The sequence below is a fragment of the Pseudomonas fluorescens genome (assembly GCF_018614655.1).
GTDB lineage: Bacteria > Pseudomonadota > Gammaproteobacteria > Pseudomonadales > Pseudomonadaceae > Aquipseudomonas > Aquipseudomonas fluorescens_BX.
Genome location: NZ_JAGGOG010000019.1, coordinates 19,982 through 37,027, shown reverse-complemented (window position 1 = coordinate 37,027; position 17,046 = coordinate 19,982). Strand labels below are relative to the sequence as shown.

General features: G+C 58.8%; 17 protein-coding genes. 8 read left to right on the top strand and 9 right to left on the bottom strand.

The annotated features are described in order from the left end of the window. The first annotated feature begins 155 nt into the window (after nt 1-155). Nucleotides 156-548, top strand: a complete 393-nt coding sequence (locus tag J7E41_RS19810) for a transcriptional regulator (RefSeq protein ID WP_214995435.1) — start codon at nt 156-158, stop codon at nt 546-548. Nucleotides 549-621: 73 nt separating this feature from the next. Here the strand turns inward: J7E41_RS19810 and J7E41_RS19805 are convergent, their stop codons facing one another. The 3 genes from J7E41_RS19805 to J7E41_RS19795 form a co-directional block, all read right to left on the bottom strand. Beyond that, nucleotides 622-1,488 (bottom strand): DUF6279 family lipoprotein, encoded by an 867-nt coding sequence (locus J7E41_RS19805; RefSeq protein ID WP_214995433.1) that lies wholly within the window; start codon nt 1,486-1,488, stop codon nt 622-624. Between the two features lie 65 nt (nt 1,489-1,553). After that, a complete protein-coding gene (locus J7E41_RS19800) occupies nt 1,554-2,279 on the bottom strand; it encodes a TorF family putative porin (protein WP_214995432.1) in 726 nt (241 codons plus the stop codon). Nucleotides 2,280-2,487: 208 nt separating this feature from the next. After that, nucleotides 2,488-2,667 carry a hypothetical protein gene (locus J7E41_RS19795; RefSeq protein ID WP_034146402.1) on the bottom strand — a complete coding sequence of 60 codons (180 nt, stop codon included), beginning with the start codon at nt 2,665-2,667 and terminating at the stop codon, nt 2,488-2,490. Nucleotides 2,668-3,003: 336 nt separating this feature from the next. On the opposite strand from J7E41_RS19795, the gene J7E41_RS19790 reads away from it, so the two are divergent. Then, nucleotides 3,004-3,840, top strand: a complete 837-nt coding sequence (locus J7E41_RS19790; protein WP_169353434.1) for a CvfB family protein — start codon at nt 3,004-3,006, stop codon at nt 3,838-3,840. A 93-nt stretch (nt 3,841-3,933) separates the two neighbouring features. On the opposite strand, the gene J7E41_RS19785 is transcribed toward J7E41_RS19790, so the two are convergent. Then, nucleotides 3,934-5,100 carry an MFS transporter gene (locus J7E41_RS19785; protein WP_214995430.1) on the bottom strand — a complete coding sequence of 389 codons (1,167 nt, stop codon included), beginning with the start codon at nt 5,098-5,100 and terminating at the stop codon, nt 3,934-3,936. 104 nt (nt 5,101-5,204) lie between these two features. Here J7E41_RS19785 and ptrR point away from each other — a divergent pair, with 104 nt between their 5' ends. Both ptrR and J7E41_RS28360 read left to right on the top strand, forming a co-directional pair. Then, a complete protein-coding gene (gene ptrR / locus J7E41_RS19780) occupies nt 5,205-6,098 on the top strand; it encodes a putrescine utilization regulator PtrR (RefSeq protein WP_214995428.1) in 894 nt (297 codons plus the stop codon). A gap of 136 nt (nt 6,099-6,234) precedes the next feature. Beyond that, nucleotides 6,235-6,357 carry a PA1414 family protein gene (locus J7E41_RS28360; protein WP_003210728.1) on the top strand — a complete coding sequence of 41 codons (123 nt, stop codon included), beginning with the start codon at nt 6,235-6,237 and terminating at the stop codon, nt 6,355-6,357. 701 nt (nt 6,358-7,058) lie between these two features. Here the strand turns inward: J7E41_RS28360 and J7E41_RS19775 are convergent. Genes J7E41_RS19775 through speB form a run of 4 tightly spaced genes read right to left on the bottom strand, consistent with a single transcriptional unit; the run spans nt 7,059 to nt 11,385 of the window. Beyond that, nucleotides 7,059-8,441, bottom strand: a complete 1,383-nt coding sequence (locus J7E41_RS19775) for a sodium:solute symporter (protein ID WP_214995426.1) — start codon at nt 8,439-8,441, stop codon at nt 7,059-7,061. Nucleotides 8,442-8,476: 35 nt separating this feature from the next. Next, complete coding sequence (locus tag J7E41_RS19770; RefSeq protein WP_214995424.1) at nt 8,477-9,988, bottom strand: purine-cytosine permease family protein; 1,512 nt, start codon at nt 9,986-9,988, stop codon at nt 8,477-8,479. 21 nt (nt 9,989-10,009) lie between these two features. Then, the gene (locus J7E41_RS19765; RefSeq protein WP_214995423.1) at nt 10,010-10,435 is read right to left on the bottom strand and encodes a YybH family protein; all 426 of its coding nucleotides are present in this window, start codon (nt 10,433-10,435) and stop codon (nt 10,010-10,012) included. Then, on the bottom strand, nt 10,435-11,385 hold the full coding sequence (gene speB, locus J7E41_RS19760) for an agmatinase (protein ID WP_214995421.1): 951 nt from the start codon (nt 11,383-11,385) through the stop codon (nt 10,435-10,437). Before speB ends, J7E41_RS19765 begins: the two co-directional genes overlap by 1 nt. Before the next feature lie 277 nt (nt 11,386-11,662). Here speB and J7E41_RS19755 point away from each other — a divergent pair, with 277 nt between their 5' ends. Together J7E41_RS19755 and J7E41_RS19750 are read left to right on the top strand one after the other, a co-directional pair. Next, nucleotides 11,663-12,556, top strand: a complete 894-nt coding sequence (locus J7E41_RS19755) for a LysR family transcriptional regulator (RefSeq protein ID WP_214995419.1) — start codon at nt 11,663-11,665, stop codon at nt 12,554-12,556. Between the two features lie 5 nt (nt 12,557-12,561). Further along, nucleotides 12,562-13,170, top strand: a complete 609-nt coding sequence (locus J7E41_RS19750) for a tRNA-uridine aminocarboxypropyltransferase (protein ID WP_214995417.1) — start codon at nt 12,562-12,564, stop codon at nt 13,168-13,170. Between the two features lie 36 nt (nt 13,171-13,206). Here J7E41_RS19750 and J7E41_RS19745 read toward each other — a convergent pair whose 3' ends face one another. Next, on the bottom strand, nt 13,207-14,478 hold the full coding sequence (locus J7E41_RS19745) for a glycerophosphodiester phosphodiesterase (RefSeq protein WP_214995415.1): 1,272 nt from the start codon (nt 14,476-14,478) through the stop codon (nt 13,207-13,209). A 288-nt stretch (nt 14,479-14,766) separates the two neighbouring features. Here J7E41_RS19745 and cysM point away from each other — a divergent pair, with 288 nt between their 5' ends. Then, nucleotides 14,767-15,669, top strand: a complete 903-nt coding sequence (cysM, locus tag J7E41_RS19740; RefSeq protein ID WP_214995413.1) for a cysteine synthase CysM — start codon at nt 14,767-14,769, stop codon at nt 15,667-15,669. Further along, a complete protein-coding gene (gene rlmD / locus J7E41_RS19735; RefSeq protein WP_214995411.1) occupies nt 15,669-17,021 on the top strand; it encodes a 23S rRNA (uracil(1939)-C(5))-methyltransferase RlmD in 1,353 nt (450 codons plus the stop codon). Before cysM ends, rlmD begins: the two co-directional genes overlap by 1 nt. Nucleotides 17,022-17,046 lie beyond the last annotated feature (25 nt).

Sequence of the window (17,046 nt, the reverse complement as noted above, 5' to 3'; positions counted from 1 at the left end):
GTTCTGAACTCCATGGCGGTGATGTTCAGTTGAGGGGGAGGGCAGCGCAAAAGTTCAGCGTAATGACGCCTGTCCGACTGGCTGAACGGCAGCCGGCAGCGTCTGTCACAAGCTGTGAAGGGCATCCACTCCGTGTGCCTGAAGGAGAAATCACGATGAGGATTTACAATTGGGATTTACTCGAACGCTTGCTCCATGAAGTGCAAAACGGTGCAGGTAACAGCTTTGCTCCGCGCAAATATGCCGAACAGCACGCCGCGCAAAAGGCTACGGCAGGCGAGCCTACCGTCAATCTCGATGAACTGAAAAACACCGCCACCGAATACGAAAAGCTGCTGCTGGACCGTGGCTTTATCGAGTCGCGTCCCGAGGATGAGGGCGGCAATGGCGAAAACTTCATCCTGACGGCCCGTGGCTCTCAGTTACTGAGCCTGATCGACAGCTGTATTCCGGGCAACGATCACCCGCGCCAGGTACTGGATGAACAGATGGATGCGCTGGATCCGGCGACGTTTGATGAAGTGGCATCCAAAGCGCAGATAGCCTGAATCCGGCTTTTCGGACAGCGGGTGCTGATTACACCGGGGCGGAAGGTGAGGATCGCAGTGAATTGCGCTGGGTCTAAAGTGAGGCGCTTTGCAAACATTTGAGCGCCTTGAAATCACTGCGTACCTTGTCGATCTTTTGTACCAACTTCTGCCGTTGCTGCACGGTGCTTTCGGCCATCAGGTCAACGATCAGACTGCGGGCCTGCTGTTCCGTCTGGGCATAAGCCTGACGATAGTCGGCCGTCCACAGGCGTTCACGGTCCGCCAGTAGTTGCTGTATTTTCTGCGGGAAGTCGCTGCTCTGGCGTTGTTCCACCGTTGCGATGAACTGCGCCTGCCAATGGGCGCGATTACCGATCCACTGCTGGTTCTGGTCACCCAGGGTAATCGACCAGGCTATCACTCGATTCTGCTGGCTGGGGCTAAGCGGCCCGAGCCAGCTGTCCAGGCGCTTGATCATGCGCTCGCCGCGTTCCTTGATCTGTTGTTCCAGTGGTGGCTTGAGGTATTCGTTCTGGCGTTTGCGCAGATCCTTCGCCAACGCCTGTTTCATGTCGTTGACCTGCTGATCGTCCAGCCCACGCAACAGTTCGGTCGCCGACGGGGTAATTTGCCGGGCCACTTCGGCAATCGCCTGCTTGGCCTCTTCGGTGCGGATTTGCAGGGCGGCGTCGGTGACCTGGTTGTTGTCGACCATCTGTTGCAGACGGTCCAGCCAATCCAGGTAGCCCGGCAGTTGGGTGGTGCAATGCCAGGCCAGGTGTTCCTTGAGGGTGTCGTTGAACCAGCTCTTTTGCCCGGCGTTCATATCCAGGTAGTCGTTGAGGGTCCAGGGGATGATCACGTCGAGGTTACGATAGGCCAGGCCCACCCGATTGCAGCCGGCAAGCACGAGGCTCAGGGTCAGCAGGACCACCAGTAGTTTTAACCGACGCAGCATGGGCGAGTCCTTGCGCAGATGGGGTAGTTCATCTGAACCCATCGCGACGGCGACAGTTCAGCCCATCAATAAAACGACCGCTCGGCCTTCAAGGTCAACAGGCCGTCACATTGCGAGTTGTGTCCGGAGTAGGCCGAGCAGTCGCCGCCACTGAGGCTGGAGTCGCTGTAGATCAGGTTGAGATCGACGCCCATGAACGGCCGCGAGAACTTCACTGACCAGTCGCTGAAGCTGGAAATCGAGCCGCCATCGCTCACCGACACCGGGCTGCCCAACTGATGGGTGGTGTACTTGATACTGACGCCGATGCCGAAGGGCTGGGTTCCACCCAAGTCGGCAAACAGCGTGCTGTCGCGGCGGTCCGGGTCGTTGCTGAAGGCCGCGCCAAAACGATTGCCCAGCAGGGTCAGGCCGCCATAGAACTCTTGGCTGTCGAGGGGGCTCAATTTTGGATAGCTGTAGTGAATCATCCCAAGTTCATAGCCCAGGGTCTGATCGAAAGGGCGCTTGAAGCCCATGTAGGAGTCGACTTCAAGGTTGGTGGTCGATGAAAGTCCCATGCTGGGCGACCATTGGCCGAAATACAGGCCGCTGTCGTGGGACAGGTCCAGGCCACCGTGGAAAGAATCGCTACCGGCAGACGTGGGTTTGACCAGGCCTTGGGCCATGCTGCGACTGGGGGTGGTGCCTAGCTTGAGGTCGAAGTCCCCCAGTTCACGCTGGAAAACCTGCGCTTCGGCGAGGGGGCTGGCCAATAGGGCGCAGGCCAGGAAAATGCAGGTCTTGAGCATGCTTCACTCCGTGGAAAGCGAGGAGCAGTAACAGGAAATATCAGGTAAACGCCCGATTTAGACGTGTGCAAGCATACCGGCGAAAGCCTGGTGCTGAGGCCCGTTCGTCGATTAGCGCAATAGAAGGTGGATCAAAGGGGGATTTCGGGCTCTAGTCCTAGCGCCTTGGAAGGCAAAGCGCTTAGGGACCAGGTGTCATGCGCGGGTATTACTTTTTACCGAGGGTGATCTGCTTGGACGGGCCGAAAGTCTGGCCGCTCACGCCTTTAGCAATCTGCTGGATTTCGCCACCGGACTTGAGGAAAGCAGCAATCTGGCTGTTGATCGATTCGCTGGTTTCAACGGCGGGAGCTGGCTTTGCTTTGCTGTTGGATGCTTTTACACGCATGGCGGCCACTAACCTGTAGAAAATTAACTTGGCCAAGCATCGTACATGAAAAGCTTGACAATTGCTCGGTAAATATCCCCCTGAAATAAGCGGCGCTGTTCTGAAATACCGAAGTTGATGTTTGAAATAAGCGCCTAACTCGCTGTTTTAACTAGAAACCTGCGAGTAAAAAGCGACCTCGATCATCGGCCAAATGTACCGTACTGACCAGACGAGCGGAGACTTGATAGGAAAAGGTCAGTCCAGCCCATGATTTTTCAGGGCTGTGGGGCCGGTCGGGGCTCCGTTGTCGCCAAACTCGGGTAGAATGCCGCCCACGTAACGAGGGTATTGGAAATGGCTTTAGTCGGACGCTACAACAGCTTGCAAGTGGTTAAACACACTAACTTTGGTTTGTACCTGGACGGTGATCAAGAGGGCGAAATCCTCCTGCCTAATCGTTATATTCCCAAAGATATTCCCAGTGAAGATGAAGACTGGCTTAACGTTTTTATTTATCTGGATAGCGATGACAAACTTATCGCCACCACCGAAAAGCCAAAAGTGCAGGTGGGTGAATTTGCCAGTCTGAAAGTGGTTGAAGTCAACAGCATCGGCGTGTTCCTGGACTGGGGGCTGCCCAAGGATCTGTTGCTGCCGTATTCCGAAGAAAAGCGTCAGATGACTGCCGGTGAATACTGCGTGGTGCATGTCTACCTCGACAAACACACCAAGCGCATCACCGCCACTGCACGCCTTGACCGTTACCTGGACAAGACCCCGGCCAACTACAAAGTCGGCCAGGAAGTTGATCTGCTGGTTGCCGAAGCCACCGATATGGGCTTCAAGGCGATCATCAACAACAAGCACTGGGGCCTGATCCACAAGAACGAAGTGTTCAAGTTCCTGCGCCCGGGCAAAGAAGAGAAAGGCTTTATCAAGGAAATCCGCGCCGACGGCAACATCAGCCTGAGCCTGCAGCCGGTGGGTGAAGAGGCGGCCTCCAGCCTGAACTCGAAGATCCTCGCCAAGTTGCGTGACAACAACGGCACGTTGCCGGTCAGCGATAAAAGCGACCCGGCCTTGATCAGCAGTTTGTTCGGCGTCAGCAAAGGCAACTTCAAGAAGGCCATTGGTGCGCTCTACAAGCAGGGGCACATTGTGATTCATGCGGATCGTATTGAGCTGAGCTGATCGCGACTGATTGTTTGCAGGAGCACGCCGGCTCCTGCAGAAGGTTGCGGTTTGCCGTCGTGTTGATTACCACCCTTTCGCGCTTCGACAACGTCACTGGTTGAGCGGGGTTGTGGCCGTTACGGTAGTTGCGGCGGGGCGCAGCAACAGCGCGCCGGCCAGCAACAAACCGCTACCGGCCACGATCAGGGCGGGTTGCAGCCCGCCACTGAAGTGACTGCTCGCCGCCGCCAGTAGTGGGCCACTCAGTTGGCCAACGGCGAAGCATGCAGTCAGCAAGCCGGCATTGCGTTGGGTGTCATGGGGTGCGACTTCACGCAGACGTTGCATCACCAACTGCATACACGCCAAAAACGGCATTCCACACAACAGAACCCCCAGCGCCAACCCCACGCCATTGCCCAGCAGGCAAACGAAGACGCCGGCACCTTGCAGCCATAACGTCGCCATCAGCCAATGCCGGGTGGCGTTCGGGTTGTGCCGACGCAGGCTGACCAGTAGTACGCCAATCGCCGACGCCAAACCAAAGCACGGCCAGAACAAATCAGCCTGCCAGGCACCTTTGAACTGGGCGCTGGCCATCTGCGATAGAAATGTCGCCGGAATGATGTAGCCCAGACCGTAGAGGCAATAGATCCAGCCCAAACGCGCAATGCTGCCGTTGGTGCCACCCTGAGTGTTGGCGGCGGGCGTCGTGCTGGCGTTTGCCTGGGGCAGCAGCGGCAGAATCACCAGCAACATCACCAGAGCGACCGCTGCGTAGATCAGCCATAAGGTGGCAGACGTCTGATTCAGCAAGTGTGAGCCGAGTGCCAGAAGCCCGGTCAGAAAAATCCCGAGCCCTGGTCCGGCAAAGACCAAGGCCCCCAAGCGTGGACGACCGGCGGCGATGGCCAGCGGCTGGCTCAAGCCCGTGATCATCACCAGCACCCAGGCGCTGGCGACGCCGGTACCAAAGCGCAATAACAGGTGCGACCAGAACCCATTGGCCCAGAACGAAGCCAGGGTCAGCAGCACACACAACCACAATCCACCGAGCAGCCGCCCACGCACATGGTGATGGCTACGGGCGAACATCGAATCCACCGCACCGACGAAATAGCCCAGGTAGTTGGCCGCCGCGATCAGGCCGGCCTGTGTCAGGTCGATCTGCCCTTCACCGAGCAAATGGGGCATTTGTGGCGTAAGGGCGAAGCGGCCAATGCCCATGGCCATCATCAGGGCGATAAAACTGGCGAGTAAGCGAATGAGGGGTGACATGGTCAATGTTTCCTGCAAGCAGCGAGTAACCACTAGGCTAGGACGGATTGACTTTCTTTAAAAATGAATAATAGTGAGTAACTTGTTCTGTTTAGGAGAATGGTGTGGAGTTCAGTCAATTGCGAATTTTCCAGGCCGTGGCCGAGGAAGGCTCCATCACTCGGGCCGCCGAGCGCCTGCATCGGGTGCCGTCCAACCTGTCGACCCGGCTCAAACAGATGGAAGAACAGTTGGGCGTCGAGTTGTTTGTTCGTGAGCGCCAGCGCTTGCAGTTGTCGCCGGCCGGCAAGGTCCTGCTGGACTACAGCACAAGACTATTGGCCTTGCATGATGAAGCCCATGGCGCCGTGCAGGGCGGGCAGCCGGCCGGGGATTTTGTCCTGGGCAGCATGTACAGCACGGCGGCGATCCATTTGCCGACCTTGCTGGCGCGCTATCACAAGGCTTATCCGATGGTGAACTTGCAGGTGCAATCGGCGCCCAGTGGCGAGCTGCTTGAGGGCCTGATCACCGGGCGCCTGGACGCCGCGCTGGTGGACGGGCCGCTGGCTCTGGCGACTTTGGACGGCGTGCCGCTGTGTGAGGAGCGTTTGGTGCTGATTTGCGAAGCTGATCACTCGCCGGTGCGCGGGCCCCAGGACGTTGCGGGGCGCTCGGTGTTCACCTTCCGACGCAGCTGTTCCTACCGGGCGCGGCTGGAGGCGTGGTTTTCCCACGACCGCGTGGCCATGGGCCGGGCCATCGAAATCGAGTCTTACCAAGGCATGCTGGCCTGCGTGATCGCCGGTTCCGGAGTGGCGTTGATGTCTGAATCGATGCTCGAGAGCTTGCCCGGCAAGGACAGCGTGTCCGTTCATCCGCTGGCGGAGCCTTTTGCCAGTGCCACCACCTGGCTGATGTGGCGTAAGGGCATGCTCGGGGCTAACCTCAATGCATGGATTGATCTGCAACAAGAGGGCAAGGTTGAACCGGCACAAGATACCCGAGCGATTGCTTGAACGATCCGTCAGGATTTTGATCCATTCAGTAATAGTTCGTTGTGCTTTCAAGCAAGCATTACGTAGGACTTAGGGCTATTATCGGTATGAAACGGCGACAGAACCCTGCCGTTCGGCATTACCCCAAGGGGGCACCATGAAAGAGAAACTGCAAAACTGGCTGCACGACCTCGGCGTCGCACTTGGCTTGATCGAGCCTCCGCTGCAACCGGTGCCTATCCGCACCGATGATGAGCAACGTCGGCCGCGTCGCAGGTAAGTCCTGAAAGGCGCTCACGCGAAGGTTGGGTTTATCGTGCGAGCGCTGCCGGGTGGGTTACTCAGGGTTGTTTTGGCCCCTGAGGCTGGGCCTGCAGGCTAAAATTCCCCAAATCTTGTTTTCGCTGAACTATTGAATTTGTCTGACTATGAAACCGTTCTGATCGGACATTTCCTGTTGCGGTACCCGCCAGTATTTTCATTGTTCTAAAGCCCTATGTTGCTTCTTCCCTTAAAGCAGAGCGATGTGCATATGAGGTCCGGGTTTCGGTTGTCGGGCATTGTGGTGCTTATCGCAGGCTGCGTAAGCCCCCATGCCTCAGACTTTAAAAACAACGTAGAAGACATCGTCATCTCCCACTTCCAGTCTCTGGAACCTCAAAGCTGTCGTCCTTCAGACGTCCCTCTTGATCGGAACAAGGTGCGGGATTTTTTCCAGCGCGCCGCAACTATTGATAGTCGCACGTTGCATGATCGCTACGAGTGGGCGCCTTGTTACCTTGAAGGTACGTTGAAATACCAGGGGCAAGCGTGCACGTGGCAGGTGAGGGCGGGAGCCACCGGGGTGATTGAGTGTCCGGCGCTGGAGCAATATTTTGCGTGTGAGGAATGCGACGATCTATTTGTCAGGGCCGAGCGCTAGATCAGGTAAAAAAACGGGTGCGACAACCGACGTCGCACCCGCTGAAGAAAGCTTCGTTATCAGACCGCGCGAACAGCCGCCGTCTCTGGCCGACGAGACAACAAACTCACCAGCACAAAACTCACCAGGCCCACACCGAGGCTGTAATAGATCGGCGTATTGGCGTCCAGCCCATCCTTGATCATGAATGCCAGGGCCGTGACAAAGCCCAGCGTCATGGAGGTGATCGCACCCGAGGTGGTTGCGCGCTTCCAGAAAATCGCCCCGATCAGCGGGATCAGCATACCGCCCACCAGCAGGTTGTAAGCCAGGGTCAAGGCGCTGATCACGTCGCTCACTACCAGGGCAATGCCCAACACGGCGATACCCGTCAGCAGGGTAAACAGGCGGTTGATATTCAGGCTCGACTGTTTACCACCCCGCAGGCGCGGCAGCAGGTCTTCGGTCAACACAGTGGAGGCGGCGAGCAAGCCGGCACTGGCGGTGGACATCATCGCGGCCAGTGCGGCGGCGATCACCAGGCCGCGAATGCCGTCAGGCAGCGAGGCTTTGACGATGGCGGCGAAAGCGTTGTTGACGTTGTCCAGGTCCGGGAGCAGCACATGGGCCGCCATGCCGATCAGTGCACAGGCCAGGCCGTAGAGGATGCAGTAGAAGCCCGCGAAGGTACCTGCGTACTTGGCGACCTTTTCGTCTCGCGCGGTGAACACTCGCTGCCAGATGTCCTGGCCGATCAGGATGCCGAAGAAGTAAATCATGAAGTAGGTGATGATGGTGTCCCAGCCGATTTCGGTGAAGCTGAAATTCGACGCGGGCAGCTTGGCCACCAGTTCGTCCCAGCCGCCGACGCGGTACAGGCAGATCGGCAGCAGGATAAACATCAGCCCGACGGTCTTGATCACGAATTGCACGATGTCGGTCAGGGTCAGCGACCACATGCCGCCGATGGTCGAGTAGACCACCACCACACCGCCGCCCACCAATACCGAGATCCAGAACGGCAGGTCGAACAGTACTTGCAGCACGGTGCCGATGGCCAGGATCGAGGTCACGCCGATCATCAGTGCGTAGGCCAGCATGATCACCGCGCTGGCCTGGCGGGCCATGGGGTTGTAGCGCTTCTCCAGGACCTGGGTCACGGTGAATATTTTCAGCTTGAGCAGCGGTTTGGCGAGGAACAGGTTCAGCGCGATGATCCCCGCGCCCAAGGCTGCGCACAGCCAGAACCCGGAAATGCCGTGGACATAACCCAGGCGCACGGTGCCGACGGTGGATGCACCACCGAGCACGGTTGCGGCCATGGTGCCCATGTACAGCGTCGGGCCCAGGTTGCGGCCGGCCACCAGGTAGTCTTCATGGGTATTGGCGCGGCGCATGCCGCAGTAGCCGAGCACCAGCATGCCGGCGGCGTAGATGAGTACGACGAATAGATCTAAAGCCATGACGGCGAGTCTCCGATTATCTTTTTTATGGGCTATCAGGCGGCGTGTTGCATCGCCGGTTTATCGAGCGCATCCATGCGCTTGCTGCGAGGATCGTTCGGCCCGTAAACGGAGGCCGGTTCCGGAAACAGACGAAGCAAGGTCAGGTACACCACCGAGGCCAGCCCCAGGGTCACTGGCAGGCTGATGTCGATGCCATCGGCCAGGTTGCCCAGCGGCCCGACAAACTGCCCCGGCAGGTTGACGAAGCACAGCCCCACCAGTGCGCTGGGAATCCAGGCGCCCAGGCCACGCCAGTTCCAGCCGTGGCTGAACCAGTAGCGCCCGCCGGTCTCGCCCCGGGTGAAGACTTGCAGGTCATCCGGGCAGTAGAAGCCCCGGCGTACGATCAAACCGATGATCATCATCACCATCCACGGTGTGGTGCAGGTGATGATCAGCACGGCGAAGGTCGACACGCTCTGCACCAGGTTGGCGGCGAAACGTCCGATGAAGATGAAGGCAATCGACATCACGCCGATCAGCAGCGTCGCCTTGACCCGCGACAACAGGCGTGGGAACACGCTGGACATGTCCAGGCCGGTGCCATACAGCGAGGTGGTGCCGGTGGACATGCCGCCGATGACCGCGATCAGGCAGACCGGCAGGAAGAACCAGCTCGGCGCCACGGCCAGCAGGCCGCCGACGTAGTTATTGGCCGCGATATAGTCCGGCGCCTTGATCGCCACGATGGTCGCGGTGGCCAGGCCGAACAGGAACGGAATCAAGGTCGCGATCTGCGCGGCGATTACTGCCAGCATGATCCGGCCCTTAGGCGTTTCCCGAGGGATGTAGCGCGACCAGTCGCCGAGAAATGCGCCGAAGGAAATCGGGTTGCTCATGGCCACCAGCGCAGCACCGATAAAAGCCGCCCAGAAGCCAGTCTGGCCGAGGCCGACGGTGCCGGCGAAGTGGCTGTCGAAAGCCGGCGCGAAGGCAAAGATCCCCAGCAGAAACAACAAGCTTGCTGCCCACACGGCAATGCGGTTGACCCACAGCATGAAGCGAAAGCCGTAGATACAGACCGTCAGCACGAGGATCGCGAATACGCCGTAAGCCAGGCCCAGGGTTAGGTCGGTTTCCGGCAAGCCAATCAGCCGTTTCGCTCCACCGATCAATGCATCGCCGGAGCTCCACACCGACAGTGAGAAGAACGCGATAGCGGTCAGCAGCGACAGGAACGAGCCGACAATCCGCCCATGTACGCCGAAATGCGCACCGGAAGACACGGCATTGTTGGTGCCATTGAGCGGCCCGAACAGGCCCATGGGTGCCAGGATTACCGCGCCCACCAGCACGCCGAGGACAATCGCCCAGACGCCGGCCTGGAACGACAAGCCAAACAGCACCGGGAAGCTGCCCAGTACTGCCGTGGCAAAGGTATTGGCACCGCCGAAAATCAGGCGAAACAAATCCTTGGGCCCGGCGGTGCGCTCATGGTCCGGGATCTGTTCGACGCCGTTGGTTTCTATGTTGCGAATACTGTTTTCGTTGTTTTTATTATTCATGATCTGCTCCGATCATATTGGCTAAGGGGGCGGCAGCCCTTCCGGCATAGCGGACAAATGTTCGTGACAGGCCAGCCACAGGCCTTTTTGTTGTTGTGCGCGCAAGCCTTGTCGGGTGAAGACAATGGTCTCGCGTTCCTGGCTAACGCTTTGCTCCCCGTTCATGCGTAGCTCGGTGGCCACGTCATGAATAAATATCGCCACGTCACCTTGCAGGCTGACGAAAGCATTGCTTGAGGTGCAGGACAGCACCTCGAAGCCCTCGTCCCGGCGCCAGCTGTCCCACAACGCCTGGTAGGCATCGCGACTCAGCAGCGGCTTGGGAAGGGTGTAGAGCACGAAGCTGGCGTCCGTGCTGAACGCGCCGAAGTAGGCGTCGCGATCATTGCGGGCGAAGGCCGACACCAGGTCGGCCGCCGCGTCCAAAACCTCGTCGCGCTCGCTCATTAGCGGTGGGCCACGCCTGGCAGTACGCAGAGCATTTCGTACAGCAGGTTGGCGCCCAGCAGCGAGGTGTTGCCGGTGGTGTCATAGGGCGGCGAAACTTCCACCAGATCGCAACCAATCAGGTCCAGGCCTTGGCAGCCGCGGATGATCTCGATCGCCTGGATGGTGGTCAGGCCACCGATTTCCGGGGTGCCGGTGCCAGGTGCCCAGGCGGGGTCGATGCCGTCGATGTCGAAGCTGAGGTACACCGGGCCACCGCCGACCTTTTCACGCACTTCGGCCATCAAGGGTGCCAGGGAGTGGTGCCAGCACTCTTCAGCCTGGACCACGCGAAAGCCCTGCTTGCGGCTCCAGTTGAAGTCTTCAGCGGTGTAGCCCTGGGCTCGCAGGCCGATTTGCACCACGCGATCGCAATCGAGCAAACCTTCTTCCACGGCTCGGCGGAAGGTGGTGCCGTGGGCGATTTTCTCACCGAACATGTGATCGTTGACGTCGGCGTGGGCATCGATGTGCACCAGCCCGACCTTGCCGTGTTTTTTGTGGATCGCCCGCAGGATCGGCAGGGTGATGGTGTGGTCGCCGCCCAGGGTCAACGGAATCACATCGTGCTGAAGGATTTCATCGTAGGATTCTTCGATGATCCGCACGGCGTCCAGCAGGTTGAAGGTGTTGATGGCGACATCGCCAATGTCCGCGACGGACAGTGAGTCAAACGGCGCGGCGCCCGTGGCCATGTTGTAGGGGCGGATCATCACCGACTCGGCGCGGATTTCACGAGGCCCGAAGCGGGTGCCGGCGCGCAGGGAGGTGCCGATATCCAGGGGCACGCCGATAAAGGCGGCATCGAGACCCTCGGCCGATTGCAAATGGGGAAGACGCATCATGGTGGCGATGCCGGCGAAGCGCGGCATTTCGTTGCCGCCCAGTGGTTGGTGGAAAATCTTGTCCACGGGATTGCCTCATCGTGTTTTGTTTATTAGAGGTCGATTCTGCGAAATGCAGGGGAGGGGAAGAATCGCTGGGGGCAAATACTTAGTTCAGATTTTTCTAAACTAAGTATCGTGGGAGAGATAGACTTCGTAACATCCTGTAGCCGCTGCCGCAGGCTGCGATAAGGCCGAAGGCCTTCAGCGATCTTGAGACACTGCGCCGACTGCGTCGACGATCGCAGCCTCGTTCCTCGGCAGCGGCTACGGGATCACGAGCCTGAGACCAAGCGGAGAACTTATGGCCAACACCTTGCCCGACCTGAAACTCCTGCGCATCTTCGTCAGCGTGGTGCGGCATCAAGGGTTTGCCAGCGCCCAGCACGAACTCAACCTGTCGACGTCGGCCATCAGCACTTACATGAGCCAATTGGAAGGCGCGTTGGGCCTAGTGCTGTGCCATCGCGGGCGGGGCGGTTTCAGCTTGACCAGCAAGGGTGAGCTGTTCCACCAGGAAACCTTGCGTCTGCTCGGCGAGCTGGAAGGCTTCGAGCAATACGCCGCGGCGCTCAAGGGTGAGTTGCGCGGCACCCTCAAGCTCGGCGTGCTGGACTCCACCGTCAGTGACAAGGCCCTGCCGTTCGCCGAAGTGATCGGTGCCTACAGCCTTGAGCACCCGGCGGTGCATTTGCACCTGTCGGTGATGAGTCCCTACGAACTGCAACTGGGGGTGCAGGACAATCGCCTGGACTTGGCCATCGGCGCCTTTTCCACGCGCATGAGCGGGCTGATCTACATGCCGCTCTATCGGGAGCAGCACTGGCTGTATTGCAGCACCCGCCACCCGTTGTTCACCGAGCGGCGTATTCCTGAACAAGTGATCACCCAGCAACGCATGGTCGGTCGTGGCTACTGGAGCCAGGCAGAACTGGCGCGCCACGGCTTCAAGCACAGCGCCGCTACCGTGGAGAGTATGGAGGCGCAACTGATCCTGGTGCTCTCTGGCGCCTATATCGGCTACCTGCCGGAGCACTACGCTCAGGCCTGGGCCGACAAGGGTGATCTGCGGGTGCTGCTGCCGGCGACTTTTGGTTATCAGGCACCGTTTTCGATGATCATGCGCCGGGGCCGCAGCCGCGAGCCGCTGATCCAAACCTTCCGCGACTTGCTCAAAGCCCAGCTCAACCAGGCGTGACCCTTATGTCCAGACCTCAATGCCCACGCTGCCTGCGCCCCTCCACTCATTGTCTGTGCCCACTGATCCCCCAACTCGATAGCCGCACCCGAGTGCTGTTGTTGCAGCATCCCAGCGAGGTCAACCATGCACTGAATACCGCACGGTTAGCGGCATTGGGGCTGATGAATGCGCAGTTGGTGGTGGGGGAGGTGTTTGAGGAACTGCCAGCCTTATTGAACGTACCCGGGTACCGGACGCGACTGTTGTTTCCTGCCGAGGATGCGCAGCCGTTGCAGGCGTACACGCCGTCCGACGAGCCGTTGCTGTTGGTGGTGCCCGACGGTACCTGGCGCAAGGCGCGCAAATTGCTGCACCTCAACCCTTTGTTGGCGGCGTTACCGCGAGTCACGTTGGCCGAGGGTGCCGTGTCCAGATATCGGCTGCGCAAGGCGCCGGGGCCGGGGGCGTTGTCGACGGTGGAGGCAATTGTGCAGGCGTTGCAGGTGTTGGAAGCGCCCGCGTCGTTCGAGCCGTTGTTGAAGCCATTCGAGGCGTTGATCGAAGGGCAGATTGCAGCGATGGGGGAAACGGTCTTTCAGCGAAACCATGGGCAGAAAAAAGCCCTCTTGTAGGTGCTGCAAGGGGGCAGTACTACAACGTTGAGGGGGTTATTCAGATACCAGCTTTGAATAGGCGATAGGTTTCTTTGCGCCTGTTTTCAGAACCTGGCTATTGTCCTGTTGATCGGCAGGCCGGTAGAAATAGAAGCTGTCTTCGCCTTCAGGTGTTTTCTTGTGCATCATTTGGATGCCGATCCCATTCAGTAGAAGACTGGACTCAAGTAATACCTTTCTTGCGTCGTCGACGTTATCGGACTTGAAAAAAGTATCGACACGCTTGCTTAACTCAAGCAGCACCGAGGCAAAGTCTCGATTGTCGTTGTACTGCCTGAAGTCGGAAGTGGAGGCGTGAATCGCCTTGCCGCCAGACACTGCGAGGTCGACGATGGGCGCGCGTAAGTCCCACAAGATGCCGTCATACCCCTGAAACCCACTGCCTTCCACGAGGGCCCGCAGGTTATCCATCGCGCTGGCCTGATACTCGGCCTTTGGGTCTTTAAGGGAGAAGTCCTCTTTCATGTTTTCCTTGCCGAACAAGTCTGCTGTCTTGATGCCGGGAGCGATGTTTATTCCGGTCAGTCCTCTTTGCTCCGCTTCTGCCTTCAACTCTTTGAGCGCTTCATGCTTGAACGAGCAGAAAATGATGTTTTCTGGGGCAAGTTTGTTGGGGTGTTCTGACCCTTGTGCAACGAGATCCAGCATGGAGGACACAGCTGTTGCATCCTTCAGTTCGATGTTAAGGATGATTGGGCTCTTGCCATATTGCTTAAGCGTTTGGTTGGCGTCGTTGACCAGCCCAATCACTTCAGACAAGGTCGGCGTTGTTTCGCCATTTCTCCCGATGGGGATGGTCTTGAGTTCATTGGCTGTTTTACTCCCCACTAAATAGGACTCTTTGGTTTCGCCCTTCGGCAGGCTAGAGCCGCTGCGATCAGCATTGAACGCATTGCGCCAAATTTCGTCGTCATGGGTGACCATGACTTTTCCATCCTTGGATTTAAAAATATCAATTTCAATGGCGTCTGCACCCTGAAGGATTGCGGACTTGATGGCTTGAAGGCTGTTCTCGGGCTGAAATTTTTCGGGAAATGTCGAGCCAAATACGCTGGTAGGGCCGGTTCCACGGTGAGCGACAAGCATCAGATGATTGCCGGTGCGATTCTTGAGCAGTTCGCTATGACCTCTGGCCTGTAACATCTGTTGTTGCTCTGTTTCACTCAGGCGAGTCAGGGAGGCATCAGTCATCGATTTTGAATCTACAGGCTGATGGGCCGTGATCGAAGGTGTAGTAATGTCCTGAGAGGTATAAAGGCTAGGCATCAAATTTCTCTTTTGAGTGGAAATTGTCCCTGTTGGTTTTCATGGCATGTACGCGATTGTCAGTAACTTGGGGCGCACCTTGTAGAGCTTGAGTTTGCTACGCGTAGTCCTTTGAATGCCGAAGGCTCAGTGGCCGTCCTGCTTTGGTTGGTTCCATCGCGGGCCCATCGCGTAGGAATACTGTTTGGCTTATAGCTTTCCTGCATAAGCACCATACTTTGCGTGATATGGCCCGCCGGTGTTTGTCGGTATGATGGGCGCCCCCGCAGTCTGGATTGCGAATACGCCATGACCTTGCAGTACCCAACTATCGCCGATTGCGTCGGCAACACCCCGCTGGTCCGCTTGCAGCGCATGCCGGGTAACACCAGCAATATCTTGTTGCTCAAGCTCGAAGGGAATAACCCGGCGGGCTCGGTCAAGGACCGCCCGGCGCTGTCGATGATCACCCGTGCCGAGTTACGTGGGCAGATCCGGCCCGGCGATACCCTGATCGAAGCCACCTCTGGTAACACCGGGATTGCCTTGGCCATGGCCGCGGCAATCAAGGGTTACAAGATGATCCTGATCATGCCCGACAACGGCAGCGCCGAGCGCAAGGCCGCGATGACCGCCTATGGTGCCGAGTTGATCCTGGTGACCCAGGAAGAAGGCATGGAAGGCGCGCGCGATCTCGCTGAGCGCATGGCCGCCGAAGGCCGTGGTCAGGTGCTGGACCAGTTTGCCAACGGCGATAACCCCGAGGCGCACTACACCAGCACCGGCCCGGAAATCTGGCGCCAGACCCAGGGCACCATCACCCATTTCGTCAGTTCCATGGGCACCACCGGCACCATCATGGGTACGTCGCGCTTCCTCAAGGAGCAGAACCCCGAGATCCAGATCGTCGGTCTGCAACCCATGGAAGGCTCGGCGATCCCCGGGATTCGCCGCTGGCCGCAAGAGTATTTGCCGAAGATCTACAACGCCGACCGCGTCGACCGCATCATCGACATGGCCCAGCGTGAAGCCGAAGACACCACCCGGCGCCTGGCCCGTGAAGAGGGCATTTTCTGCGGCGTGTCCTCAGGTGGCGCCGTGGCGGGCATGTTGCGCTTGTCCCAGGAACTGGAAAACGCGGTGATCGTCGCGATCATCTGTGACCGTGGCGACCGTTACCTGTCGACCGGCATTTTCGACGCGCCTAACTGATGGCCAAGCACGAGAGAGGCCTGCGCTTCCAACCGACGGGCGGCAGCCGGGCCCCACAAATACCGACGGGCAAGAAACAGCGCCTGACCATCGAGCGCCTGGCCAATGACGGCCGTGGCATCGTGTTCTTCGAAGGACGCACCTGGTTTGTGACCGGTGCCCTGGCCGGCGAAGAGGTCGAGGCGCGGGTGCTGGGTGCCCATGGCAAAGTGGTCGAGGCCCGTACCGAGCGGGTGTTCAAGGCCAGCGAGTTGCGTCGTCCCGCACCGTGTGTGCATGCCGGTCGTTGTGGCGGTTGCAGCCTGCAGCACTTGCCCCACGACGAACAGCTCGCCCTGAAACAGCGCATGCTTGCCGAGCAGTTGTCCCGCGTGGCGGGTGTCGAACCCCAAGAGTGGGCTGCGCCATTGAGCGGCCCGGAATTCGCCTATCGCCGTCGTGCCCGGGTGGCCGTGCGCTGGGATGCCAAGGCGAAAAAACTGGAGGTGGGTTTTCGCGCTGCCGCCAGCCAGGACATCGTTGCCATCGATGATTGCCCGGTGCTGGTACAGGCCTTGCAACCGATCATGCAGCGTTTGCCGAATATGCTCCGGCGTTTGAGCAAACCTCAGGCCCTCGGCCATGTCGAACTGTTCAGCGGATCGTCCATCGCCGTGTTGCTGCGGCACATGGCGCCGTTGTCCGACGCGGACCTGACGATCCTGAAAGAATTTTGTACCTTCCATGAAGCGCAGTTGTGGCTCCATGGCGAAGGACAGCCGCAGCCTTTCGAGGCAGATCAGGCCCTGGGCTACCGGCTGGAGCAATGGGGTCTGGAGCTGGCTTATCGGCCGGGAGATTTTGTCCAGGTCAACGCAGGGATCAACGAGGCGATGGTTGCCCAAGCTCTGGAATGGCTGGCACCGAAGCCCGACGAACGGGTTTTGGACCTGTTTTGCGGCCTGGGCAACTTCGCTTTGCCCCTGGCGCGTCAGGTACGGGAAGTGGTGGCGGTAGAAGGTGTGCAGGCGATGGTTGATCGCGCCGCCGCCAACGCCGTAAACAATAATTTGCATAATGCGCAGTTTTTTCAGGCCGATTTGTCCCAGCCTTTGACCGACGTGGAATGGGCCAAAGAGGGCTTTTCTGCGGTACTCTTGGACCCGCCCCGCGATGGTGCCCTGGAGGTTGTGCGCAAGCTCGCCACTCTGGGGGCTGATCGCCTGGTGTATGTGTCCTGCAACCCAGCGACGCTGGCGCGGGACACGGTTGAGTTGGTCAAGCAAGGCTACCGGCTAAAGCGTGCCGGGATCCTCGACATGTTTCCGCAGACGGCCCATGTCGAGGCGATGGCGTTATTTGAAGCGGGCTAGGATGCCTGTTTAATCCGACTGGCCT